We start from the raw sequence: 20158 nt of genomic DNA on the forward strand, positions 1-20158 counted from the left end.
AAGGGCGTTTTACTTTCCCGGCGGCAGGAAACCGACGCGGTCGTACACGAGCGCGAGCGTCTCCGCCGCCACGCTCCGCGCCCGTTCCGCACCGCGCGCCAGCACCTTGTCCAGTTCGGCCAGATCGTCCAAATAGGACTTTACCCGCTCCTGGAACGGGGTGACGAACTCGACGAGCACCTCGGCGAGGTCCTTCTTCAGGTCCCCGTAACCCTTTCCGGCGTACGCCGCTTCGAGTTCGGGAATGGTGCGGCCGTCGAGCGCCGAATAGATCGTCAGCAGGTTCGACACGCCCGCCTTCTGCTCCGGGTCGAACACGATCTCCCGGCCGGTGTCGGTGACCGCGGAGCGGATCTTCTTCGCGGACCGCTTCGGCTCGTCCAGCAGCTCGATGATGCCGTTCGGCGAGGACGCCGACTTGCTCATCTTCACCGCCGGGTCCTGCAGGTCGTAGATCTTCGCGGTGCCCTTGACGATGTGCGGCTCCGGCACCGTGAGGGCCTTGCCGAAGCGCTGGTTGAACCGCTGCGCCAGGTTGCGGGTCAGCTCCAGGTGCTGGCGCTGGTCCTCGCCCACCGGCACCGCGTCCGCCTGGTAGATCAGGATGTCCGCGGCCATCAGCACCGGGTAGGTGAACAGGCCGACGCTCGCGTGGTCGGTGCCCTGCCGCGCGGCCTTGTCCTTGAACTGCGTCATCCGGCTGGCCTCGCCGAAACCGGTCAGGCATTCCAGCACCCAGGACAGCTGGGCGTGCTCGGGCACCTGGCTCTGCACGAACAGCGCGCTGCGCTCCGGGTCGACGCCGAGCGCGAGCAGCTGGGCCGCCGAGACCCGGGTGCGCTGCCGCAGCACCTTCGGGTCCTGCTCCACGGTGATCGCGTGCAGGTCGACGACCATGTAGTAGGCCTCGTGCGTGTCCTGCAGCAGCACCCACTGCTGCAGGGCCCCGAGGTAGTTGCCGAGGTGGAACGAGTCGGCGGTCGGCTGGATGCCGGACAGCACGCGCAGCCGGGCCGGGGTCTTTTCAGCGCTGGACACGGCTTCGATTGTTTCAGGCCCCGCGTGCCGCGATGGCGGCGAGGTCCGCGGCCGGTCCCCGCAGCGCCTGCCCGGCGGGCCAGATGACGCGCAGCGCCCGCCGCAGGTCGGTGCCGGAGACGTCGAGCCCCACGAGCGTGCCGGCGGCCAGCTCGGCGGCGACGGTGTGCGCGCCCAGTACCGCGGGTGCGATGCCCTCCATCACGGCGGCCTTGATCGCGGTCGTCGAGGACAGCTCGAGCAGCGGGTCGGCGAGCCGGTGCGGGGCGAGCGCCAGCTCCAGTGCCCGCCGCGTGCCCGACCCCCGCTCACGGCTGACGAGCGGGGTCGCGGCGAGTTCGTCGGGGCCGATGCGGCGCGCGCGCCTCGCCCACGGGTGGGCGGGCGCCACCACGAGCCGCAGCTCGTCGACGGCCACCGTCTCCGCCCGCAGGCCCGTCTGCAGGTCCGGCCCCTCGACGAAACCGAGGTCGGCTTCCCCCGCGAGCACCCGGTTCGCGACCTCCGAGGAGTTCCCCGACGTCAGCGCGACGGCGGTCCCCGGGGCGAGCGTGTGCAGCGCGGCGAGCCACTTGGGCAGCAGGTACTCGGCCACGGTGAGACTCGCGGCGACGTGCAGGTGGCTGTCTCGTTCGTCACGCAGCGCCGCAATCCCGGCCTCCAGGTCGGCCGCGGCCTCGACGACGGGCCGGGCCCAGTCCGCGACCAGCGCACCCGCCTTGCTCAGCCGGGAACCCCGGGGCGAGCGTTCGACGAGCGCGACGCCGATCCGGGCTTCGAGCTGCTGGATCCGGGCGCTGGCGGCGGGCTGGGAGATGCCGTGGGCGCGGGCGGCGGCTCCGATCCCGCCCAGCCTGGCCACCGAGAGGAGCAGGTCGAACCCGGCCAGTTCGGTGACACGTGGCGGCAAGGGCATAAGTCCAGGCTATGAGCTGATTGGCATGCGGTGTCTACCGTTTCCGTCGATATACCCCGAACGTGTGGGCATGGCCTCGTTTTCTCCCCTGCCGCGCGCGGGGACCACCCCGAACTGGTTCGCCTCGGTCATGGGTACCGGCATCGTCGCCAACGCCGTGCCCGTCCTGCCCCTGCACCTCCCGGGACTGCGCGGCGCGGCGACGGTGGTCTGGGCCATCGCGGCGGTGTGGCTGGTGGTGCTGTGCGCCGTGATGGCCGGTGAGTGGCGCCGCAACGCGTCCGGCCAGTTGGCGCAGCTGCGGGACCCCGTTCTGGCGCATTTCTGGGGAGCGCCGCCGATGGCGCTGCTGACCGTCGGCGCGGGCACGCTCGCGCTGGGGCGGGACTGGATCGGCCTGCCCGCCGCCCTCGGGGTGGCGTGGGTGCTGTGGGTGGCGGGGACCGCGCTGGGCCTCGTGACGGCGGTCGGGCTGCCGTACCGGATGATCACGGGTCGCGTGGTCGACGGTGAGGCGTTCGGCGGCTGGCTCATGCCGGTCGTCCCGCCGATGGTCTCGGCCGCGACGGGTGCCGCGCTGGTGCCGCACCTGCCCGCGGGACAGGCGCGGTTGACGATGGTGCTGGGGTGCTACGCGTTGTTCGGGGTGAGCCTGTTCGCCACGCTCGCGCTGCTGCCGCTGATCTGGCACCGCCTGGTGCGCGGCGGTCCGGGTCTGGCGCCGGGTGGTTCGGGTCTGGCGCGCGGCGGTCCGGGGCTGGCGCCGGGCGGTCGGGGTCTCGCGCCGGGCGGTCCCGGGCTGGCGCGCGGCGATCGGGGTCTCGCGCCGGGCGGTTCCGGCCTGGCGCCGGATGGCCCGGATCTGGCGCGCGGCGGTCCGGGTGTCGCGCCGGGCGGTCCGGGTCTGGCGTCCGATGGCCCGGGGCTGGTGCGCGGCGGCCCGGGTCTGGCGCCGACGGTGTGGATCGTGCTGGGGCCGTTGGGCCAGTCGATCACCGCGGCGAACCTCCTCGGCGGGGTCGCACCGTTCGGGGCGGCGGGACGGTGGCTGGGCGTGCTGTACGGCGTGCCGACGTGGGGGTTCGCGATGCTGTGGCTGGTGCTGGCGATCGCGGTGGTCGTGCGGGCGGGGGCGCCGTTTTCGTTGACGTGGTGGAGTTTCACGTTCCCGCTCGGGACCTGCGTGACCGGGACGTGCGCGCTGGCAGAGGTGACCGGGGCGGAGCTGTTCACCGTGGCGGGCGTGGCGCTGTACGTGCTGCTGGTCGGCCTGTGGGCCGCTGTCACCGCGCGGACCGTCGTGGCCGTGGGCCGCGTGGAGTTGCGCCGGTTCGCGGGGACGCCGGAGGTGCAGGTGCTTGGACGCCGGTAAGGCGCCGAGCGGGGGTCGCGGTCACCGTGCTGCGCTCGCCGCGGGGGCGCCGAGCGGCGAGTGCCGGAAGCGTTTAGGCGCTCGGATCCCGGTGGGGTGCTGAGCGAGAGCCGCGCGAGCCGCGGGAGGGCTCAGACGCTCGGGCGCCGGTAGGGCGTGAGCGTGGGCCGGGTGGTGTCCGGCTCGGCGGGGGTGGGTTCGGCGGGCGGCTGCGCGGCCTTGCGCCGCTGGCGGACGACGCCGAGCGCCATCCCCACGACGCCGAGGACCACGGCGGCCAGGCCGACGGGGCCGAGCAGCCCGAAGGACATCTCGTTGGTGGGGTTCAGCTGGGCCTCGGCCGCGTTCGCCACGCCCGGGGCCGCGAAGAGCGTGCTCGCGCTCAGCGCCAGGACCATGAGCCGCCTGGCCGGAGTGGTTCGGTTGCGCACCGGTGTCCCTCCTGAAGCGAGATGCCGTTCTGAAAACGCCGTCACCCTAATGGGCGGTTGTTGCCTGCGTGAAAACTACCGAGCGTGTCAAGCCCGACCGTCTACGCTCAACTCGGGGCCAGACCCTAGCGCCCATCCGAGTGCCCGCAACACAGGGGTGTGTCGATCATCGCTCGGCACGCGCAGAATGCCGGATATGTGTCGGAGCATCAAAACCCTGCGCCCGCCCTACGCCGAGCAGGTGACCAGCGAGGACGTCCACGCCGCCGCGCTGCAGTACGTCCGCAAGGTGTCGGGCTTCCGCGCCCCGGCCGCCCACAACGCGGAAGCGTTCGAGCGCGCAGTGGCGACCATCGCCCAGGCGACGGAGGAACTCCTGTCCACGCTGCAGGTCCGAGGCGCCCACTCCCACTGACTCGACAGCCGAGCCGCCGGACACCGGAGGCAGGCCCGCGGCGCGGGCGAGGAGGCGGCACTGGGGACCCATGACCGGTGGCCGAAGTGGCGCCAGCCGTCGGCGGAGATCGCACCACGGGCCGACACCCGGCGACGGGGCGGCATCAACGATCGGCGGGCGGCCGAGGTGGGCGTGCGGTGGCCGAAGTGGCGCCAGCGTCCGCGCCGGCGCCCGAGGCAGCAGCGGCCGTTGACCGGAACCGACCCGGGATGCAATCCGAGATCCGGTGACCATCGCATCGATTCCGCTCCAGTCCGATGGCGCGGGGGCCTCTCGTGGCCTCTGCGGCCACCAAACGCACCTTCTCCCCTCCCCGCATCACCACTCGCACCGACAACTTCTCCCGTCTTGACAACTTTTCTTTTCGGTGTCATCGTTGCCCCATGCTCGAAGTCGCCGTGATCGAAGACCCCGCCGCCGCGGAGGTGACGCTCGACCCGATCCGCCGGAAGCTGCTGGCCGCGCTCGCCGTGCCGGGGTCGGCCACTACGCTCGCCGCGCAGGTGGGCCTGCCCCGCCAGAAGGTCAACTACCACCTGCGGGCGCTGGAGCGGCACGGCCTCGTCGAGCTGGTCGAGGAGCGCCGGAAGGGCAACGTCACGGAGCGCGTCCTGCAGGCGAGCGCCGCGTCGTACGTCATCTCCCCCACGGCGCTCGCCGACGTGGCACCCGACCCGGACCGCGCGCCCGACCAGCTGTCCGCGCGCTGGCTCCTCGCGCTGGCCGCCCGGCTGGTGCGCGAGCTCGGCGAGCTCATCACCGGCGCGACGGCGGCCCGCCAGCGTCTCGCCACGTACGCCATCGACTCCGAAATCCGCTTCGCCACCGCCGCCGACAGGGCGGCGTTCGCGGAGGAACTCGGCGAGACCGTCAAGGAGCTCGTCGGGAAGTACCACGACGAAACGGCTCCGGGTGGCCGGAAGCACCGCCTGGTCGTCGCACTCCACCCGAGCCTCAAGAGGAAGGAGCACTGAAATGGGCAAGGAATTCAAGATCGAACGGGAAGTCGTGCTGCCGGCCGCGCCGGAAGAGGTCTTCGCCGCCGTCACGACCGGGACAGCCGGCTGGCTGTTCCCGACCCCGCAGCCCGACCCGGCCGACCCGGTGGTCAAGAACTGGGAGCCGCCCCACAGGTACACCGTGCGGCAGGACGGCGAGGACGGCTGGTTCAACGCGCTCGACTACATCATCGAGGCGCGTGACGGCGGCACCGCCGCGCTCCGGTACGTCCACAGTGGAATCTTCACCGACGACTGGGACACCCAGTACGACGGCGCGAGCAAGCACACCGACTTCTACCACCACACGCTCGCCCAGTACCTGCGCCACTTCCCCGGCCGCAAGGCGACCTACGCCGAGGTGCACGGCCCCGCCGCGTCCTCGACGCCGACCGCGCTCGAGTCGGTGAAGAAGTCCCTCGGCGTCTCGCGCGCCGACGAGACCGTCCGGCTCGAACTGCCCGGCCTCGCACCGGTCGACGCGGTCGTGGACTACCTGAACGAGTACTTCATCGGCCTCCGCACGGCGGACGCGATGTACCGCATCTTCGGCCGCAACAACTTCGGCAGCACGGTGGACGTGGGCGCGCACCTGTTCGCCGACGGCGCCGACGAGAAGCGGGTCGAGCAGGCGTGGCGAGAGTTCCTGAACGGGGTCTTCGCGGCGTGAGCCCGAAGCAGAGCGCGGGAATCCTGTTGTACCGCAAGACGGACGGCGAGCTCGAAGTCCTCTTGGGACACATGGGCGGCCCGTTCTGGGCGCGGAAGGACGCGGGCGGGTGGTCGCTGCCGAAGGGCGAGTACGAGCCGGACGAAACCCCGGAAGCGGCCGCCCGCCGCGAGTTCGCCGAGGAGCTGGGCATCCCGGTGCCGGAGGGCGAACTCGTCGACCTCGGCGCGGTCAAGCAGTCCGGCGGCAAAGTCGTCACCGTGTGGGCGCTGGAAGGCGACCTCGATCCGGCGCAGGTGGTGCCGGGCACGTTCGAGATGGAGTGGCCCAAGGGTTCCGGCAAGCTGTGCGAGTTCCCCGAGATGGACCGCTTCGGCTGGTTCCGGCTCCCCGAGGCACGCGAGAAGCTGCTGAAGAGCCAGCACCCGTTCCTCGAGCGCCTCGCCGAGGCCGTCGGCGGGTGACGGGCACGGCCCCGGCGGTGAGGACCGCGCCGGGGCCCGGACTCAGCTCACCGTGGCGGCTCCCAGTCGTAGGTGACGGTCAGCGGCGCGTGGTCGGACCAGCGGGCTTCGTAGCTCTCCGCGCGTTCGACCCGCGCCGACACCGCCCGCTCGGCGAGCCCCGGCGTCACGACCTGGAGGTCGATCCGCCAGCCCGCGTCGTTGTCGAACGCCTTGCCGCGGTAGGACCACCACGTGTACGGGCCGGGGCCCTCCGGGTCGAGCTTGCGCTGCACGTCGACGTACCCCGCCTCGGAGTACACCCGGCCGAGCCACTCGCGTTCCTCCGGCAGGAAGCCCGAGTTCTTCCGGTTGGTGCGCCAGTTCTTCAGGTCGACCTCGGCGTGCGCGATGTTCCAGTCCCCCATCACGACGACCTCGGCGCCGGCCGCCTCCGCCTTCCCGCGCAGCTCGACCAGGTACGGCAGGAACGCGGCCATGAACCGCTCCTTCTCCTCCTGCCGCGGCGTGCCGACGTCCCCGCTCGGCAGGTACAGGCTCGCCACCACCAGCCCCGGCAGGTGCACCTCCAGGTACCGCCCGCTCTCCTCGAACTCCGGCTCGCCGAAGCCCACACGCACCTCCAGCGGCTCGACGCGCGTGTACACCGAGACGCCGTTGCGCCCCTTGACCGAGCACGCCGCGTGGTGCGCGTGCCAGCCCATCGGCGCCACGACCTCCTCGGGCAGCTGGCTCGCTTCGGCGCGCACCTCCTGGCAGGCGACGACGTCGGCCTCGCTGGCGGCGAGCCACTCGACGAAGCCCTTCTTGGCGGCGGCACGCATGCCGTTGACGTTCACGGTGGAGATGGTCAGCACGCTCCGCAGGCTACCGGGCCCCACCGACAGAAAAGCGTCAGCCGCAGTTGGTGCCCGCGACCGGCTGCAGGTACTCGGTCTTGGCCCACTTGTTCTCGGCCAGCTTGCGGAAGCCGTTCTGCACCACGGGCTCGGCGCCGGTCTTCGCGTCGTGGTTGAACTTGGCCACGATGTCGGCGTGCACGTCGGGAGCCGCCCGCACGTTGAGCACGTCGGCGGTCACCGTGACCTGGCAGCCGCCGCTGCCGCCGGTCGCCCCTTCCGACGCCCGCTTGTCGGCGCCCATCACGTAGATGAGCCCGATGCCCACCAGCACGGCCACGATCATCAGGACCCGTTTCTTCGGGATGCCCAGGATCACGGGAAACTCCTCGCCGGTCTGCGAAAACGCTCCGGGTAAGGGTAGCCACACAAAGTTGACCGGCGACAGGCCGAACGGCGGAAACCACCCGGAGGCCGCAACGAGCGTGACCGGCCCGTCACGGACAGCGACAAGGGCGCGCCCGGCGAACCGGTGCGCGCCCTCGTTCCGCTGCTCAGGTACCCCGTCAGGCCTGGTTGATCTTCTTCGCCAGGTTCTCGTCGAGGGTCGCGAGGAACTCCTCCGTGGTCTGCCACGGCTGGTCCTTGCCGACGAGCAGGGCCAGGTCCTTGGTCATCTTGCCGCTCTCGACGGTCTCGATGACGACCTGCTCCAGCTTCGTGGCGAAGCCGATCAGCTCGGAGTTGCCGTCCAGCTTGCCGCGGTGCTCCAGGCCCCGGGTCCACGCGAAGATCGACGCGATCGGGTTCGTGGAGGTCGGCTTGCCCTGCTGGTGCTGGCGGTAGTGCCGGGTCACCGTGCCGTGCGCGGCCTCGGCCTCGACGGTCTTGCCGTCCGGCGTGCGCAGCACCGACGTCATCAGGCCGAGCGAACCGAAGCCCTGCGCGACCGTGTCGGACTGGACGTCACCGTCGTAGTTCTTGGTGGCCCAGACGTAGCCGCCCTCCCACTTCAGCGACGCGGCGACCATGTCGTCGATCAGCCGGTGCTCGTAGGTCAGGCCCTTGGCGTCGAAGTCGGCCTTGAACTCGTTCTCGAAGACCTCGGCGAAGACGTCCTTGAACATGCCGTCGTAGGCCTTGAGGATCGTGTTCTTGGTCGAGAGGTACACCGGGAAGCCGCGGTCGAGGCCGTACTGCAGCGAGGCGCGGGCGAAGTCCTCGATCGACTTGCGGAAGTTGTACATCCCCATGGCGACCCCGCCGCCCTCGGGGAACTTCGCGACCTCGAACTCCATCGGCTCGGAGCCGTCCTCCGGCGTGTAGGTGATGGTCACCGTGCCGGGGCCGGGCACCTTGAAGTCGGTGGCCTTGTACTGGTCACCGTGCGCGTGGCGGCCGATGATGATCGGCTTGGTCCAGCCGGGTACCAGCCGGGGGATGTTGGAGATGATGATCGGCTCGCGGAAGACGACGCCGCCGAGGATGTTGCGGATGGTGCCGTTGGGGCTCCGCCACATCTTCTTCAGGCCGAACTCCTCGACGCGGGCCTCGTCGGGGGTGATGGTGGCGCACTTGACGCCGACGCCGTGCTGCTTGATGGCGTTCGCCGCGTCGATGGTGACCTGGTCGTCGGTACGGTCCCGCTCCTCGATGCCCAGGTCGTAGTAAGCCAGGTTCACATCCAGGTACGGATGGATGAGCTTGTCCTTGATGAACTGCCAGATGATGCGGGTCATCTCGTCGCCGTCGAGCTCGACGACGGTGCCCTCGACCTTGATCTTGGCCATGAGCAGCGGTGCTCCTCTCGCGGATCCTCGCGTTTTGAGTTCGATGCGCTGTGGTATGCGGTACAAGCGTACTGCTAGCGCGAGCTCAGCGCCCCAAGTGGTGACGAACGCCCAGTCTCGCAGTTTCGGACCGTGGCCCGGATCACCGGGTGCGCGTAGGTTTCCCGCATGCGCTTCGGGATGAAGACGTACGTCCCCGCCGACTGCCGGAGCGCTGACCTGCGCCCCGCGATGGCCGAAGGCCACGGGTGTAAGAAGTGGCTCACTCCGCCACCTGCGGCACCCGGAAGGTTCGCGGCGGCACCGGCGCTAGTCGTGCCGTCGGCGCCTCTTTCGGGCTCACCTCAAGTCGCAGGCGGCGGCCGGGGCGTCAACACCTTCATCGACGAATGCTTCGGCAGGCCGGAAAACGCGCGTCGGCGGGGGTCCGCGGGTGGCAGAATCGCGCAATGCGCTTCGGGATAAAGACCAGGCCGGAACACACGACGTGGCCGGAACTGCGGGACGTCTGGATCGCCGCGGACGACATCGAGCTGTTCGAGTCGGCGTGGAACTGGGACCACTTCTACCCGCTCACCGGCGACCTCGCCGGCCCCAACTTCGAGGGCTGGACGATGCTCGCCGCGCTCGCGCAGGCCACGCGCCGGATCCGGCTCGGCTGCCAGGTCACGGGCATGATCTACCGGCACCCCGCGGTGCTGGCGAACATGGCGGCGACGATCGACGTGATCTCCGAGGGCCGTCTCGACCTCGGCGTCGGCGCGGGCTGGAACCAGCAGGAGTGCGACGCCTACGGCATCGAGCTGCCCCCGTTGCGCGAGCGGTTCGACCAGTTCGACGAGGGCGTGCAGGTGCTCATCGGGCTGCTGTCCCAGGAGACCACGACGTTCGAAGGCCGCTACTTCCGGCTCACCGACGCGCGCTGCGAACCGAAGGGCTTCCAGCGCCCGCACCCGCCGATCGTGATCGGCGGCCGGGGACCGCGGCGCACGCTGCGGGCGGTGGCGCTGTGGGCGCAGCAGTGGAACGCGATCGTGCAGAGCCCCGCCGACTGGCGCGCGCTCAAGGAAACCCTGCTGGTGCGCTGCGACGAGGTGGGGCGCAACCCGGCGGAGATCGTGTGCTCGGTGAACGTGGTGATCGACCCCGAGCAGGGCATCGGCCCGGCGGTGGACAAGGTCGCGGCCTACGCCGAGGCCGGCGTGGACCTGGTGATCATGAACCTGCCCCACCGCGCGAAGCCGGAGATCCTGGAGCCGCTCGCCGAGGCGCTCACGCCGCTGGCCTCGGCGTAGGCGGCACCGGACAGCGTTTCAGCGCCGCGCCGCGGGCCTGGTCTCCGGCGCGAACCGGAACGTGAGGCGTTCCATCAACGCCTTGCGCCGCGTGTTCTGGAACGCCGCGATGAGCCACCGCTCCCCCTCGCGCACGAGGGTGTAGGTCTGGACCTTCGGCAGCTTCTTCGGAGCCGCACCCTTGTGGTTGTCCCCACGGGTGGTGAGGACGGCCACGTCCGGGCCGAGGAAGCGCACGTCGAGCAGCTCGTACGTGAGTTTCGTGCCCTTGAGGAACCCGGCGAACAGGGCGCGGTGGCTCTCCGCGATGTCCCGCCGCCCCTGGTAGTGCGTGCCGACGAAGGTGACGTACGTGGCGTCTTCGGTGAAGTGGGCGGCATACGCGTCGGCGTCGCCACGAGCCCACGCGTCGCCGAGCGAGTCGACCACCGCGGTGACCGCCGTCGTCTGGTCCGTGCTGTTCATGATCACCCTCCAGGCTGTGTAATGTATCTGTACAGAAGCAGTATCTGCACACATGCAGATACTACGGAAGGAGGGTGACGATGGCAAGCGTCCAGGAGCAACACGTGATCTTTCGCCAGTACCTCGACGCCGTGGGCCTGCACGGACTGGCCGCCGCGGAGGCCGCGGGCCTGAACCCCTCGGAGTGGTACGCGCTCAGCCTGCTCGCGCTCGAGGGCGCGCTGACCTCGGGAGAGCTGTCCACTCGCACGGGTCTGACCACCGGCGCGACGACCCGGCTCATCGACCGCCTCGAACGCGCCGGCTACGTCCGCCGCGCGGCCGACCCCGCGGACCGCCGCAAGGTGGTGGTCGAGCAGGTGCCGGAGGCTCTCGCAGAGATCCAGCGGATCGTCACGCCAGCCCGGCGCCACATCGCCGAGGTGCTCGCCCAGTACCCGGCCGAACAGCAGGAGATCCTGTTCGACTACTTCGCCCGCGCCGCTCCGGCCTACCGCGAGGCCTCGGAGGAGATCCGCCGGACGATCAAGCGCCGGCGCGGCCGGTGACCCGCCCTAACCCTGGAACGCGGCGCGGTAGCGCTGCGGGCTGGTGCCGACGACGCGCTTGAACCGGTCGCGGAACGCCGTGGACGAACCGAAACCGACCGCGCCCGCGATGCGGTCGACCGGGTCGTCGGTGGTTTCGAGCAGGTGCTGAGCGCGGCGGACGCGGATCCGGTGCAGCCACTGCACCGGCGTCGTGCCGGTCTGTTCCCGGAAGCGGCGGTTGAGGGTGCGCGTGCTCATCCCCGCGTGTGCCGCCATGTCTTCGAGCGCGAGGTCTCGCTCCGCGTTGTCCTCCAGCCACCGCAACAGTGGTTCCAGCACCGAGCCGCGGGGCACCGGCGGCTGGTCGTGGACGATGAACTGCGCCTGCCCACCCTCGCGTTCCAGCGGCATCACGGACAGCCGCGCGGCCTCGGCAGCGACGGCGGAACCGTGGTCCCGGCGGATGAGGTGCAGGCACAGGTCCAGCCCCGCCGCGGCACCCGCCGACGTGAGGAACTGGCCGTTGTCGACGTAGAGCACGTCCGGGTCGAGGTCGACGGCCGGATACCGCTGCGCGAAAACGCCTGCGGCGAACCAGTGCGTCGTCGCGCGCAGCCCGTCGAGGAGGCCTGTGGCGGCGAGGATGAAGGCGCCCGAACAGATCGAGGCGATCCGGCTGCCCCGCGCCGCGGCCTGCCGCAGGGCGTCGAGGACGTCGTCGGGCACGGGTCTGGCCGGATTGGCGGTGCCCGGCAGGATGATCGTGTCCGCCTCGGCGAGCGCCTCCAGGCCGTGGCCCGGTTGCAAGGTGAACGCGCCCGCGGCGACGCTCGGCGACGCGCCGCACACCAGCACGCGGTAGGCGGGGCCGCCGCCGCGCAGGCGAGTCCGGCTGAACACCTCGATCGGGGTCGACAGGTCGAACGGGATCACGTCTTCCAGCGCCAGTACCGCCACCGTGTGCATGGCACGACCGTAGCTGGCGAAAATCCGTCGCAACCTGGCAATCCAGCCCGTTCCGGGGCGCGGCGGCCGGGCATAGCGTCCAGCCGTGATCATCGTTGCCCCGATTCTCATCGGCATCCTGTACGCCTTGTTGAACTCGCTCATCCGCGATCCCGTTTCCCGGCGCCGTTTCAACGCGCTCATGGTCGGCGGCGCCGGTGCCGCCTACCTCAGCAGCGGCGCGCTGGGCCCGTGGGAGATCGCCGTCACGGCCCTGATCACCTACTGCGCCTACCGGGGACTGGACTCGTGGACGTTCATCGGCATCGCGTGGCTGCTGCACACGGCGACCGACATCGTCCACCACCTCAAGGGCGCGCCGATCCTGCCGTTCGCCCACACCTCGTCACTCGGCTGCGCGATCTGCGATCCCGTCATCGCCATCTGGTGCTTCGCGGGCGGACCGCGTGTCAAAATGCCCCATGCCCAAGACGCTGCGCCTGACCGGCGACGCCGAGGCCGACAAGCTCCTCTCGGCTGACCCGTTCGCCCTCCTCACCGGGCTCCTCCTGGACCAGCAGTTCCCGATGGAACACGCGTTCATGGGGCCGAAGAAGATCGCCGACCGGATGGGCGGGTTCAGCATCACCAAGATCGCCGAGACCCCGGTGGACGAGTTCGTGGAGCTGTGCGTGCAGCCGCCCGCCATCCACCGCTACGGGGGTTCGATGGCCCGCCGGGTCCACGCGCTGGCGCACCACGTCCTGGAGCACTACGACGGCAAGGCGGACCGGATCTGGAAGGCCGGCAAGCCGGACGGCAAGGAAGTCCTCAAGCGCCTCAAGGCGTTGCCGGGTTACGGCGACCAGAAGGCCCGGATCTTCCTCGCCCTGCTGGGAAAGCAGCGCGGCGTGCAGCCGGAGGGCTGGCGTGAAGCGGCGGGCGCGTACGGCGAGGAGGGCTCCCGGCGGTCGATCGCGGACGTCACCAGCGCCGAGACGCTCGCCGAGGTCAGGGCGTTCAAGAAGGCGGCCAAGGCCGCGGCGAAGTCCTAGCGAGGCCCTCGACGCCTCCGGCGCGCGAAACTATCCTGGTTCCCGCGGAGGTGTCGACGATGCACGCAACCGTGGGAGACCGGATCCTCGTGCACGGCCGGACGGTCGGCGCGGCCGAGCAGCAGGGTGAGATTGTCGAGGTGCGGGGTGAGGACGGCGGGCCGCCGTACCTCGTCCGCTTCGCGGATGGCCACGAGGGGCTCGTCTTCCCCGGCTCCGACTGCGAAATCACGCCGGCCCACGACTGAGCGTCACGTAAGAAGCATCACCCCGGCGGCGGGATGACATGGCGCCCCCACGCCGTTCAGAATGAATGCGGGACAGTTCCGCGCGCTGCGACGCGCCCGGTGGCTGTCCTTCTTTCTTGTCCCCGGTCTGTATCGATGCAGTTCTAGTCCTGGAAAGGAGAACCGTGCCCATCGCGCTACTCGCGCTGGCCATCGGTGCCTTCGGAATCGGCACCACCGAGTTCGTCATGATGGGTGTGCTCCCGCAGGCGGCCGCCGACTTCGGGGTCTCCATCCCCTCGGCGGGCTACCTGATCACGGGGTACGCGCTCGGCGTGGTCGTCGGCGCACCCCTGCTCACCGCGGTCGCCGTGCGGCTGCCGCGCAAGACCATGTTGCTGGCCATGATGGCCCTGTTCACCCTGGGCAACCTGCTGTTCGCGCTGTCGCCGAACCAGGAGTTCGGGGTCCTGTTCCGCTTCCTCGCCGGGCTGCCGCACGGCGCGTTCTTCGGCGCCGGGGCCGTGGTCGCGTCGAGCCTCGTCAAGCCCGGTGACCGCGCCAAGGCCGTGTCGATGATGTTCCTCGGCCTGACGCTGGCCAACGTGGTGGGCGTGCCGCTGGGCACCCTGCTCGGCCAGCAGGTCGGCTGGCGCGCGACCTTCGGCGTGGTCGCGTTGATCGGGGTGCTCGCGCTCGCCGCGATCGCGAAGCTCGTGCCGCACCAGGGCCGCCCGGCGGAGGCGTCGCTGCGCAGCGAACTCGCCGCGTTCCGGCGCCCGCAGGTGTGGCTCGCGCTGGCCATCGTCACCGTCGGCATGGGCGGCGTGTTCGCCTCCCTGTCCTACGTGACGCCGATGCTCACCGACGTGGCGGGCTACTCGCCGCACAACGTCACGCTGCTGCTGGCGCTGGCCGGTGTCGGCATGACGATCGGCAACCTGCTGGGCGGGCGGCTGGCGGACCGCGCGCTGATGCCCAGCCTGTACGTCGCGCTGTTCGCGCTGGCCGCCGTGCTGGCGGTCTTCACCCTCACCGCGCACAGCAAGATCGGCGCGGCGGTGACGATCTTCGCCGTCGGCGTCACCGGGTTCATGATCGGCCCGATGATGCAGACGCGGATCATGCAGAAGGCCGGCGGCACGCCGTCGCTGGTCTCGGCCGCGGTGCAGTCGGCGTTCAACATCGCCAACTCGATCGGCGCCTACCTCGGCGGCCTCGTCATCGCGGGCGGCCTCGGCCTGGTCGCACCCAACCTGGTCGGCGCGATCCTGTCGGTGCTGGGCCTGTCCATCGCCGCCGTGTCGGGCACGCTCGACCGGAAGCAGGCCACGGCACCCGAACCGGTCGCGGCCTGAGCGTTCAGCCGCCGAACGGGCCGTTGCTGATGGTGAACGCCAGGAACAGCAACAGCACGCCGAGCCCGGCGTAGCTGAGGACGTCCACCGGGCGGCCGCGGACCGCGAGCAGCCCGGCGCGGACGCTCGGCAGCACCGCGCGGAACACCGCCGCCACGAGCAGGGCGCCGCCGACGATGACGGCGCCCTGCCGCCAGTGGTACTGCAGGATGCGCACCGCGGCGACCGCCACCAGCGCGAGCACGATGGCGAACGGCACCTGCTCCAGCAGGGCGGGACGGCGGCTACCGCGAGGCAACGACACGCTCGGCCGCCTCCACGACGTTGGTCACGAGCATCGCCCTGGTCATCGGCCCGACCCCGCCGGGGTTCGGCGAAACCCAGCCGGCGACCTCCTCGACCCCGGGCGCCACGTCCCCGGTCAGCTTGCCGTCGACGTGCGAAACACCGACGTCCAGCACCGCCGCACCGGGCTTGACCATGTCCGGCGTGATGATCCCCGGCACCCCGGCCGCGGCGACCACGATGTCCGCGCGCCGCACCTCCGCCGCCAGGTCACGCGTGCCCGTGTGGCACAGCGTCACGGTCGCGTTCTCGCTGCGGCGCGTCAGCAGCAGGCCCAGCGCGCGGCCGACGGTGATCCCGCGGCCGACCACCGTGACGTTCGCGCCCGCGATCGGGATTTCGTAGCGGCGCAACAGCTCGACGATGCCGTACGGCGTGCACGGCAGCGGGCCGGGCTGGTTGAGCACGAGCCTGCCGAGGCTGACCGGGGCCAGGCCGTCGGCGTCCTTCGCCGGGTCGATGCGCTCCAGGATCCGGCCGGTGTCGAGGTGCTTGGGCAGCGGCAGCTGCACGATGTACCCGTGGCAGGCCGGGTCGGCGTTCAGCTCGTCGATGACGGCTTCCAGCTTTTCCTGGGTGATGTCGCCGGGCAGGTCACGCCGGATGGAGTTGACCCCCACCTTGGCGCTGTCCGCGTGCTTCATCTTCACGTACGAGTGCGAGCCGGGGTCGTCCCCGACGAGCACCGTGCCGAGGCCGGGCGTGACGCCCTGCTCGGCCAGTGCGGCCACCCGCGGCTTGAGTTCCGCGTAGATGGCGTCCTTGGTCGCTTTGCCGTCGAGAACCTTCGCCGTCACGGCCCCCATTCTGGCAGAGGACACTCCGAGTAGCTCCGGTCAGACGCTGCGTACCTCGGTGGAGGTATAAATACAGGTCAACCGAGGTAATGGTGCGGGTGGTGTGCATTCGTCCAGCCCACCCGTCAAAATGAGCTGGTGGCTCAACCGACGACGCAGCTGAACGCGACCGAGCAGGACACTCTGGTCAAGCAGATCGGACTGGCCCTGCTCCGGGCGGCCCCACGCGACTGGCGCCGCGTGACGGCGCACTACCGGGCGGTGGGCCGGTACCACGAGCTGACCGGGGAGGTCGTCTCGGAGGACGGCAGCGTCGGCGAGTGGATGGCGACCCACGACATCGCGACGCTGTTCGGGCGCCTGCGCGCCGGTATGTACCGCGAGGGTCGCGGCACCTGGTTCAACGCCCGCTACCAGCTTGACCACCCATCGAGCTACAACCTGGAGTACGACCGCGACGAGCCGCACTGGGACCTCCAGCCGCCCCCGCAGGCGTACGCCGACGAGCTGCGCATGTTCCCGCGTTCCGAGGAGAACGTGCCGGAGTGGCTGATGCGGCGGATGTCCGGCCTCGGCCCGGAGCAGCCGGGACCGCGGTTCCGCATCGCCCGCATCTTCGACGGCCAGGGCCCCGACGGCCGCCCGGTGCTCAACCGCCCGGAGCTGGACGCCGACGAGCTGGACCGGCTGTACGAGTACCTGAGCACGGCGCCGGTGGTGCTGTCCGAGCGCGGCCTCGACCTCGACCGGCTCGCGTCGCCGCCCACCCCGAAGGTGCCGGTGGCGTTCCACACGGACGGCACGTGGATCTGGCCCGCCGCGGTCAACTACTACCTGCAGGAGTACGGCATCGCCCCGGAGGGCGAGCTGGTCGCGCACATCCAGCAGGCCGGGTTCCGGCTGGGCGATGTGCCCGAGCAGACCCGGCAGGCGGCCGCGGCCCACCTGACCCGCGGCAACCAGCCGCCGCCTCCCCCGCCGCGCGCGCCCCGGCCGCCGGTGCCGGAGCAGGAGGCGCAGCCCGCCACGACGTTCGCCCCGGCGCCGAAGCTGGACGACGGGCCGCCCACGATGGTGCAGCCGCCCGTCGTGGACGAGAAGCCGGAGCCCGCGCTGGAGACGTTGCGGAGCCGGTTGCGGGAGCTGGGTGTGCCCGAGTCGGCGTACCGGCTGGGTGAGCCCGCCGAGCGCGGCTGGAGCATCGAGCAGGTGGAGTCCGGCTGGCGCGTCGGCTGGTACGACGGGGAGTTGAAGAACCCCGCCGTCTTCGGTGACGCCGAGGACGCGGCGGCGTTCATGCTGGGCAAGCTGCTGCTCGACCGGCGTGGGCAGGAAGTGGTGCTAGCGCCGGCGCCGCCGCCCCAGCCGGACGACACGGCCCCCGTCAACGGCGGCCCGAGCGCGGACCGCGCGCGGGCTTCGCGTCGCGGTTTCGGCGAGGCGGCCGAGGGTGGCCCGGAGCCGCGAGAGGCCGCGGCTGGGTCGGCTGTGTCGGCCGTGTCCGCCGAGGAGGTCCCGGCGGAGGGGCCCGATTTCGAGGCCGCCAACCCCGAGGCGACTGCTTTTCACGCCCCGGTCCAGGAGGGTGCGGCTGCCGGTGGTTTCCGGACCGGCCCGGAGGCGACCGCCTTCCACGCGCCCCCGCAGGAAGGAGCGGCGGAGTTCGGCGCCGCGGCCGTGGATGCCGCAGGCGGCTTCCGCGGAGGCGAGCCGCAGGCAGGCCCACGCGGAGCCGAGGGGCGCGGGCACGAGGCTGGCTCGCGTGGGGCCGAGGCGCCGGGCTTGCACGGGGCCGAGCAGGCGGGCTTGCGTGGGCGCGAGCGGCAGGCAGGCGCGCATGGGTCCGAGCAGGCGGGCTTGCGTGGAACCGAGGCTCAGCCGGGTTCCCGTGGCTCCGAGCAGTCCGGCTTGCGGGGGTCTGAGCAGGCGGGCTTCCGTGGATCCGAGCAGCTGGGCTTGCGCGGATCCGAGCAGTCCGGCTTGCATGGAGCCGAGTCGCAGGCAGGTTCGCGAGGTGCCGAGGCAGGCTCCCATGCGCCCGAGGCGCAGGCAGGCTCGCGCGGGTCCGAAGCGCCGGGCGTGCCTGGGGCGCAAGCGGGCTTCCGTGGAGTCGAGGCGCAGGCGTCCGAACCGCAGACGGGCTTGCACGGAGCCGAGCAGCCCGACCTGCGCGGGACGGAGGCGCAGCCCGGCTTCCGTGGCGCCGAGGCGCAGCCAGGCTCGCGCGGGCCCGAGCAGCAGCCCGCGTTCCGCGATGGGCGGGGCGAGACTCCCGCGGCCGGTGGCGCCCACCCAGCCTTCCGTCCGGACGATGCCAGGTCGGCCGCCGAGGGCCGGGACCCCCAGCCAGACTTCCGCGGCGGCGACGCGCGCCCCGGCTTCCGTGAGGGCCAGGCCCCCACAGGCTTCCGCGATGAGCGGGGCGAGCAGCAGGCACCTCCGGGCTTCCGCGATGAGCGGGGCGAAGAGCAGCCGCCCCCGGGCTTCCGCAGCGGGCGCGGTGAGGAGCCAGGGTTCCGTGAGAACCGCGGCGAGGAGCCGGGCTTCCGCGAGGGCCGCGGCGAGGAGCAGGCACCTCCGGGCTTCCGTGGCGGCCGCGGCGAGGAGCCAGGCTTCCGCGAGAACCGCGGCGAAGAGCAGGCAGGGCGCCCCGGAACGCAGGGCGGCCGGCGCGAGGAGCAGCCGTCGTCGGGCTTCCGGGGTGAGGAGCAGCCCGCCCCGTTCCGGAACGGGCGGAACGAAGAACAGCCGCTCCCAGGCCGGGAAATCCCCGCTTTCCGTGGCAACCGTGCGGAGGAGCCGTCGCCTGCCGGTCGCCCCGGGCAGCGTGAGGAGCACGCCGCCGCCCACGCTGGTTTCCGCGGTGAGGAGCAGGCCGCCCCCGGCTTCCAGGGCGCCCGCGAGGACCAGGCCGCCCCCGGCTTCCAGGGTGCCGCCGAGGAGCCGCCACACCCGGGCTTCCGCGGCGAGGAACAGCACGCCGCGTTCCAGGGCGGGCGAGGCGACGAGCAGCACGCCGCTTTCCAGGGCGCTCGCGAAGAACACGCGGCGTTCCAGGGCACCCGCGGCGACGAGCACCCCCACCCGGGCTTCCGCGAGGGGCGCCCCGAGGAGCAACCGCCCGCCGCCTTCCAGGGCGGCCGCGGGGAACCGGGCTTCCAGGGCGCCCGCGGCCAAGAACAGCCGCCGGGGTTCCGGAACGGCCGCGGGGAGGAGCCGCCTGGCTTCCGCGAAGGACACCCCGACGAGCAACCCGCGGGCTTCCAGGGCAGCCGTGGCGAGGACCCGGGACGCCCAGGATTCCAGGGCCCTCACGCCGAGGACCCTGCGCGCCCCGGCTTCCAAAGCCCCCACGCCGAGGACCCGGCACGCCCCGGCTTCCAAACCCCCCACGCCGAGGACCCGGCACGCCCCGGCTTCCAAACCCCCCACGGCGAAGACCCCGCCCGCCCCGGCTTCCAAACCCCCCACACCGAAGACCCCGCACGCCCCGGCTTCCAAACCCCGCACGGCGAGGAACAGCCGCCCGGGTTCCGGAACCGCGGGGACGAACCGGACTTCCGCGAGGAACAGCCCGGCTTCCGCGGGGAGGAGCAGCCGGCCGCGGGGCGGGAGCCGCATCCGGGGTTCCGCGAAGGGCGTGCCGAGGAGGCTCCGCGCCCGTCCCCCGGGGACGCGGGGCTGGAGGAGACCGTCGTCGAGGCGCCGCCCACCATGGTGGCCGCCCCGGTGCCGCCTCCCGCGCGTCGCGAGCCGGCGACGCAGCAGCCGCGCCGCGAGGCACGGCCTGCCGCCGCGCAGAACGGCGGGCAGTGGCCCGTCCAGCCGCTGCCCGGCGAACCCCCGCTGACCCTGTTCCGCGGCAAGGAAATGCGCGAACTGCCCGCCGGCAGTGAACTCGACCGCTTCGGCAACCCCGACGGCAACCTGACGTACGCCGCGGGCACGCCGTTCGAGGAGCGCTCGCTCGTGCCCGAGTGGGTCAGCAGGCCATACCACGTGTACCGCGTGCAGCGGCCCATCGAGGCGCTCGCCGGCGTCGCGATCCCGTGGTTCAACCAGCCCGGTGGCGGCGCGGCCTACCTGCTGCCCGCGTCGATCGAGGAACTGCTCGCCGAGGGCGACCTCATCGAACTCGACCCGGGCGAACCACCCATCGAATGACC

At 71.7% G+C, this 20158-nt stretch carries 22 protein-coding genes; 12 read left to right on the forward strand and 10 right to left on the reverse strand.

The window, feature by feature from the left end; genetic code table 11:
- Positions 1–9 precede the first annotated feature (9 nt).
- Both trpS and ABFX51_RS24880 read right to left on the reverse strand, forming a co-directional pair.
- A complete protein-coding gene (gene trpS, locus ABFX51_RS24875) occupies positions 10–1038 on the reverse strand; it encodes a tryptophan--tRNA ligase (RefSeq protein WP_091504922.1) in 1029 nt (342 codons plus the stop codon).
- A gap of 13 nt (positions 1039–1051) precedes the next feature.
- On the reverse strand, positions 1052–1948 hold the full coding sequence (locus tag ABFX51_RS24880) for a LysR family transcriptional regulator (RefSeq protein WP_091505190.1): 897 nt from the start codon (positions 1946–1948) through the stop codon (positions 1052–1054).
- 76 nt (positions 1949–2024) lie between these two features.
- Here ABFX51_RS24880 and ABFX51_RS24885 point away from each other — a divergent pair, with 76 nt between their 5' ends.
- Positions 2025–3326 (forward strand): TDT family transporter, encoded by a 1302-nt coding sequence (locus ABFX51_RS24885; RefSeq protein ID WP_346055075.1) that lies wholly within the window; start codon positions 2025–2027, stop codon positions 3324–3326.
- A 131-nt stretch (positions 3327–3457) separates the two neighbouring features.
- Here the strand turns inward: ABFX51_RS24885 and ABFX51_RS24890 are convergent, their stop codons facing one another.
- Positions 3458–3757 carry a hypothetical protein gene (locus tag ABFX51_RS24890; protein WP_425425798.1) on the reverse strand — a complete coding sequence of 100 codons (300 nt, stop codon included), beginning with the start codon at positions 3755–3757 and terminating at the stop codon, positions 3458–3460.
- Between the two features lie 196 nt (positions 3758–3953).
- On the opposite strand from ABFX51_RS24890, the gene ABFX51_RS24895 reads away from it, so the two are divergent.
- The 4 genes from ABFX51_RS24895 (at position 3954) to ABFX51_RS24910 (ending at position 6346) form a co-directional block, all read left to right on the forward strand.
- Positions 3954–4172 (forward strand): DUF2277 domain-containing protein, encoded by a 219-nt coding sequence (locus tag ABFX51_RS24895; protein ID WP_091504924.1) that lies wholly within the window; start codon positions 3954–3956, stop codon positions 4170–4172.
- A gap of 425 nt (positions 4173–4597) precedes the next feature.
- Positions 4598–5188 carry an ArsR/SmtB family transcription factor gene (locus tag ABFX51_RS24900; RefSeq protein WP_091504925.1) on the forward strand — a complete coding sequence of 197 codons (591 nt, stop codon included), beginning with the start codon at positions 4598–4600 and terminating at the stop codon, positions 5186–5188.
- A gap of 1 nt (position 5189) precedes the next feature.
- Positions 5190–5882: an SRPBCC family protein gene (locus tag ABFX51_RS24905; RefSeq protein ID WP_091504926.1), complete on the forward strand. Its 693-nt coding sequence runs from the start codon at positions 5190–5192 to the stop codon at positions 5880–5882.
- Positions 5879–6346, forward strand: coding sequence for an NUDIX hydrolase (locus ABFX51_RS24910; RefSeq protein WP_091504927.1), 468 nt, complete (start codon positions 5879–5881; stop codon positions 6344–6346). Before ABFX51_RS24905 ends, ABFX51_RS24910 begins: the two co-directional genes overlap by 4 nt.
- 47 nt (positions 6347–6393) lie before the next feature.
- On the opposite strand, the gene ABFX51_RS24915 is transcribed toward ABFX51_RS24910, so the two are convergent.
- The 3 genes from ABFX51_RS24915 to ABFX51_RS24925 form a co-directional block, all read right to left on the reverse strand.
- Positions 6394–7212 (reverse strand): exodeoxyribonuclease III, encoded by an 819-nt coding sequence (locus ABFX51_RS24915; RefSeq protein WP_091505192.1) that lies wholly within the window; start codon positions 7210–7212, stop codon positions 6394–6396.
- A gap of 28 nt (positions 7213–7240) precedes the next feature.
- Positions 7241–7564 carry a hypothetical protein gene (locus ABFX51_RS24920; RefSeq protein WP_091504928.1) on the reverse strand — a complete coding sequence of 108 codons (324 nt, stop codon included), beginning with the start codon at positions 7562–7564 and terminating at the stop codon, positions 7241–7243.
- 187 nt (positions 7565–7751) lie between these two features.
- Positions 7752–8975: an NADP-dependent isocitrate dehydrogenase gene (locus ABFX51_RS24925; RefSeq protein WP_091504929.1), complete on the reverse strand. Its 1224-nt coding sequence runs from the start codon at positions 8973–8975 to the stop codon at positions 7752–7754.
- Between the two features lie 449 nt (positions 8976–9424).
- Between ABFX51_RS24925 and ABFX51_RS24930 the strand changes: the two genes are divergently transcribed.
- Positions 9425–10270, forward strand: a complete 846-nt coding sequence (locus ABFX51_RS24930; protein ID WP_091504930.1) for a TIGR03560 family F420-dependent LLM class oxidoreductase — start codon at positions 9425–9427, stop codon at positions 10268–10270.
- An 18-nt stretch (positions 10271–10288) separates the two neighbouring features.
- On the opposite strand, the gene ABFX51_RS24935 is transcribed toward ABFX51_RS24930, so the two are convergent.
- Entirely contained in the window at positions 10289–10735 is a 447-nt protein-coding gene (locus ABFX51_RS24935; protein ID WP_346055076.1) for an SgcJ/EcaC family oxidoreductase, read from the reverse strand.
- Positions 10736–10815: 80 nt separating this feature from the next.
- Between ABFX51_RS24935 and ABFX51_RS24940 the strand changes: the two genes are divergently transcribed.
- The gene (locus tag ABFX51_RS24940; RefSeq protein WP_346055077.1) at positions 10816–11283 is read left to right on the forward strand and encodes a MarR family winged helix-turn-helix transcriptional regulator; all 468 of its coding nucleotides are present in this window, start codon (positions 10816–10818) and stop codon (positions 11281–11283) included.
- A gap of 6 nt (positions 11284–11289) precedes the next feature.
- On the opposite strand, the gene ABFX51_RS24945 is transcribed toward ABFX51_RS24940, so the two are convergent.
- The gene (locus ABFX51_RS24945) at positions 11290–12231 is read right to left on the reverse strand and encodes a GlxA family transcriptional regulator (RefSeq protein WP_346055078.1); all 942 of its coding nucleotides are present in this window, start codon (positions 12229–12231) and stop codon (positions 11290–11292) included.
- Positions 12232–12316: 85 nt separating this feature from the next.
- Here ABFX51_RS24945 and ABFX51_RS24950 point away from each other — a divergent pair, with 85 nt between their 5' ends.
- From ABFX51_RS24950 to ABFX51_RS24965, 4 genes are all read left to right on the forward strand, one after another.
- Positions 12317–12751, forward strand: a complete 435-nt coding sequence (locus ABFX51_RS24950; RefSeq protein ID WP_245782942.1) for a DUF6010 family protein — start codon at positions 12317–12319, stop codon at positions 12749–12751.
- Positions 12693–13265, forward strand: coding sequence for an HhH-GPD-type base excision DNA repair protein (locus tag ABFX51_RS24955; protein WP_091504933.1), 573 nt, complete (start codon positions 12693–12695; stop codon positions 13263–13265). Before ABFX51_RS24950 ends, ABFX51_RS24955 begins: the two co-directional genes overlap by 59 nt.
- A 59-nt stretch (positions 13266–13324) precedes the next feature.
- Positions 13325–13513, forward strand: a complete 189-nt coding sequence (locus tag ABFX51_RS24960) for a DUF1918 domain-containing protein (RefSeq protein WP_091504934.1) — start codon at positions 13325–13327, stop codon at positions 13511–13513.
- 164 nt (positions 13514–13677) lie between these two features.
- Positions 13678–14850: an MFS transporter gene (locus ABFX51_RS24965; protein ID WP_346055079.1), complete on the forward strand. Its 1173-nt coding sequence runs from the start codon at positions 13678–13680 to the stop codon at positions 14848–14850.
- A gap of 4 nt (positions 14851–14854) precedes the next feature.
- Here the strand turns inward: ABFX51_RS24965 and ABFX51_RS24970 are convergent, their stop codons facing one another.
- On the reverse strand, positions 14855–15154 hold the full coding sequence (locus tag ABFX51_RS24970) for a DUF3017 domain-containing protein (protein WP_091504936.1): 300 nt from the start codon (positions 15152–15154) through the stop codon (positions 14855–14857).
- On the reverse strand, positions 15135–15992 hold the full coding sequence (locus tag ABFX51_RS24975; RefSeq protein ID WP_091505194.1) for a bifunctional methylenetetrahydrofolate dehydrogenase/methenyltetrahydrofolate cyclohydrolase: 858 nt from the start codon (positions 15990–15992) through the stop codon (positions 15135–15137). The genes ABFX51_RS24970 and ABFX51_RS24975 overlap by 20 nt, the downstream gene beginning before the upstream one ends.
- A gap of 138 nt (positions 15993–16130) precedes the next feature.
- Here ABFX51_RS24975 and ABFX51_RS24980 point away from each other — a divergent pair, with 138 nt between their 5' ends.
- Positions 16131–20156, forward strand: coding sequence for a glycohydrolase toxin TNT-related protein (locus ABFX51_RS24980; RefSeq protein ID WP_346055080.1), 4026 nt, complete (start codon positions 16131–16133; stop codon positions 20154–20156).
- Positions 20157–20158 lie beyond the last annotated feature (2 nt).

The sequence above is a fragment of the Amycolatopsis dongchuanensis genome, from assembly GCF_039542405.1.
Lineage (GTDB): Bacteria > Actinomycetota > Actinomycetes > Mycobacteriales > Pseudonocardiaceae > Amycolatopsis_E > Amycolatopsis_E sacchari.

Excerpts from the sequence above, each read along its gene's own strand:
- ABFX51_RS24955 (WP_091504933.1), top strand. The coding sequence starts at position 12,693 with ATGCCCAAGACGCTGCGCCTGACCGGCGACGCCGAGGCCGACAAGCTC.
- ABFX51_RS24935 (WP_346055076.1), bottom strand. The coding sequence starts at position 10,735 with ATGAACAGCACGGACCAGACGACGGCGGTCACCGCGGTGGTCGACTCG.
- ABFX51_RS24930 (WP_091504930.1), top strand. The coding sequence starts at position 9,425 with ATGCGCTTCGGGATAAAGACCAGGCCGGAACACACGACGTGGCCGGAA.
- ABFX51_RS24945 (WP_346055078.1), bottom strand. The coding sequence starts at position 12,231 with ATGCACACGGTGGCGGTACTGGCGCTGGAAGACGTGATCCCGTTCGAC.
- ABFX51_RS24905 (WP_091504926.1), top strand. The coding sequence starts at position 5,190 with ATGGGCAAGGAATTCAAGATCGAACGGGAAGTCGTGCTGCCGGCCGCG.
- ABFX51_RS24960 (WP_091504934.1), top strand. The coding sequence starts at position 13,325 with ATGCACGCAACCGTGGGAGACCGGATCCTCGTGCACGGCCGGACGGTC.
- ABFX51_RS24900 (WP_091504925.1), top strand. The coding sequence starts at position 4,598 with ATGCTCGAAGTCGCCGTGATCGAAGACCCCGCCGCCGCGGAGGTGACG.
- ABFX51_RS24885 (WP_346055075.1), top strand. The coding sequence starts at position 2,025 with ATGGCCTCGTTTTCTCCCCTGCCGCGCGCGGGGACCACCCCGAACTGG.
- ABFX51_RS24925 (WP_091504929.1), bottom strand. The coding sequence starts at position 8,975 with ATGGCCAAGATCAAGGTCGAGGGCACCGTCGTCGAGCTCGACGGCGAC.
- ABFX51_RS24940 (WP_346055077.1), top strand. The coding sequence starts at position 10,816 with ATGGCAAGCGTCCAGGAGCAACACGTGATCTTTCGCCAGTACCTCGAC.
- ABFX51_RS24895 (WP_091504924.1), top strand. The coding sequence starts at position 3,954 with ATGTGTCGGAGCATCAAAACCCTGCGCCCGCCCTACGCCGAGCAGGTG.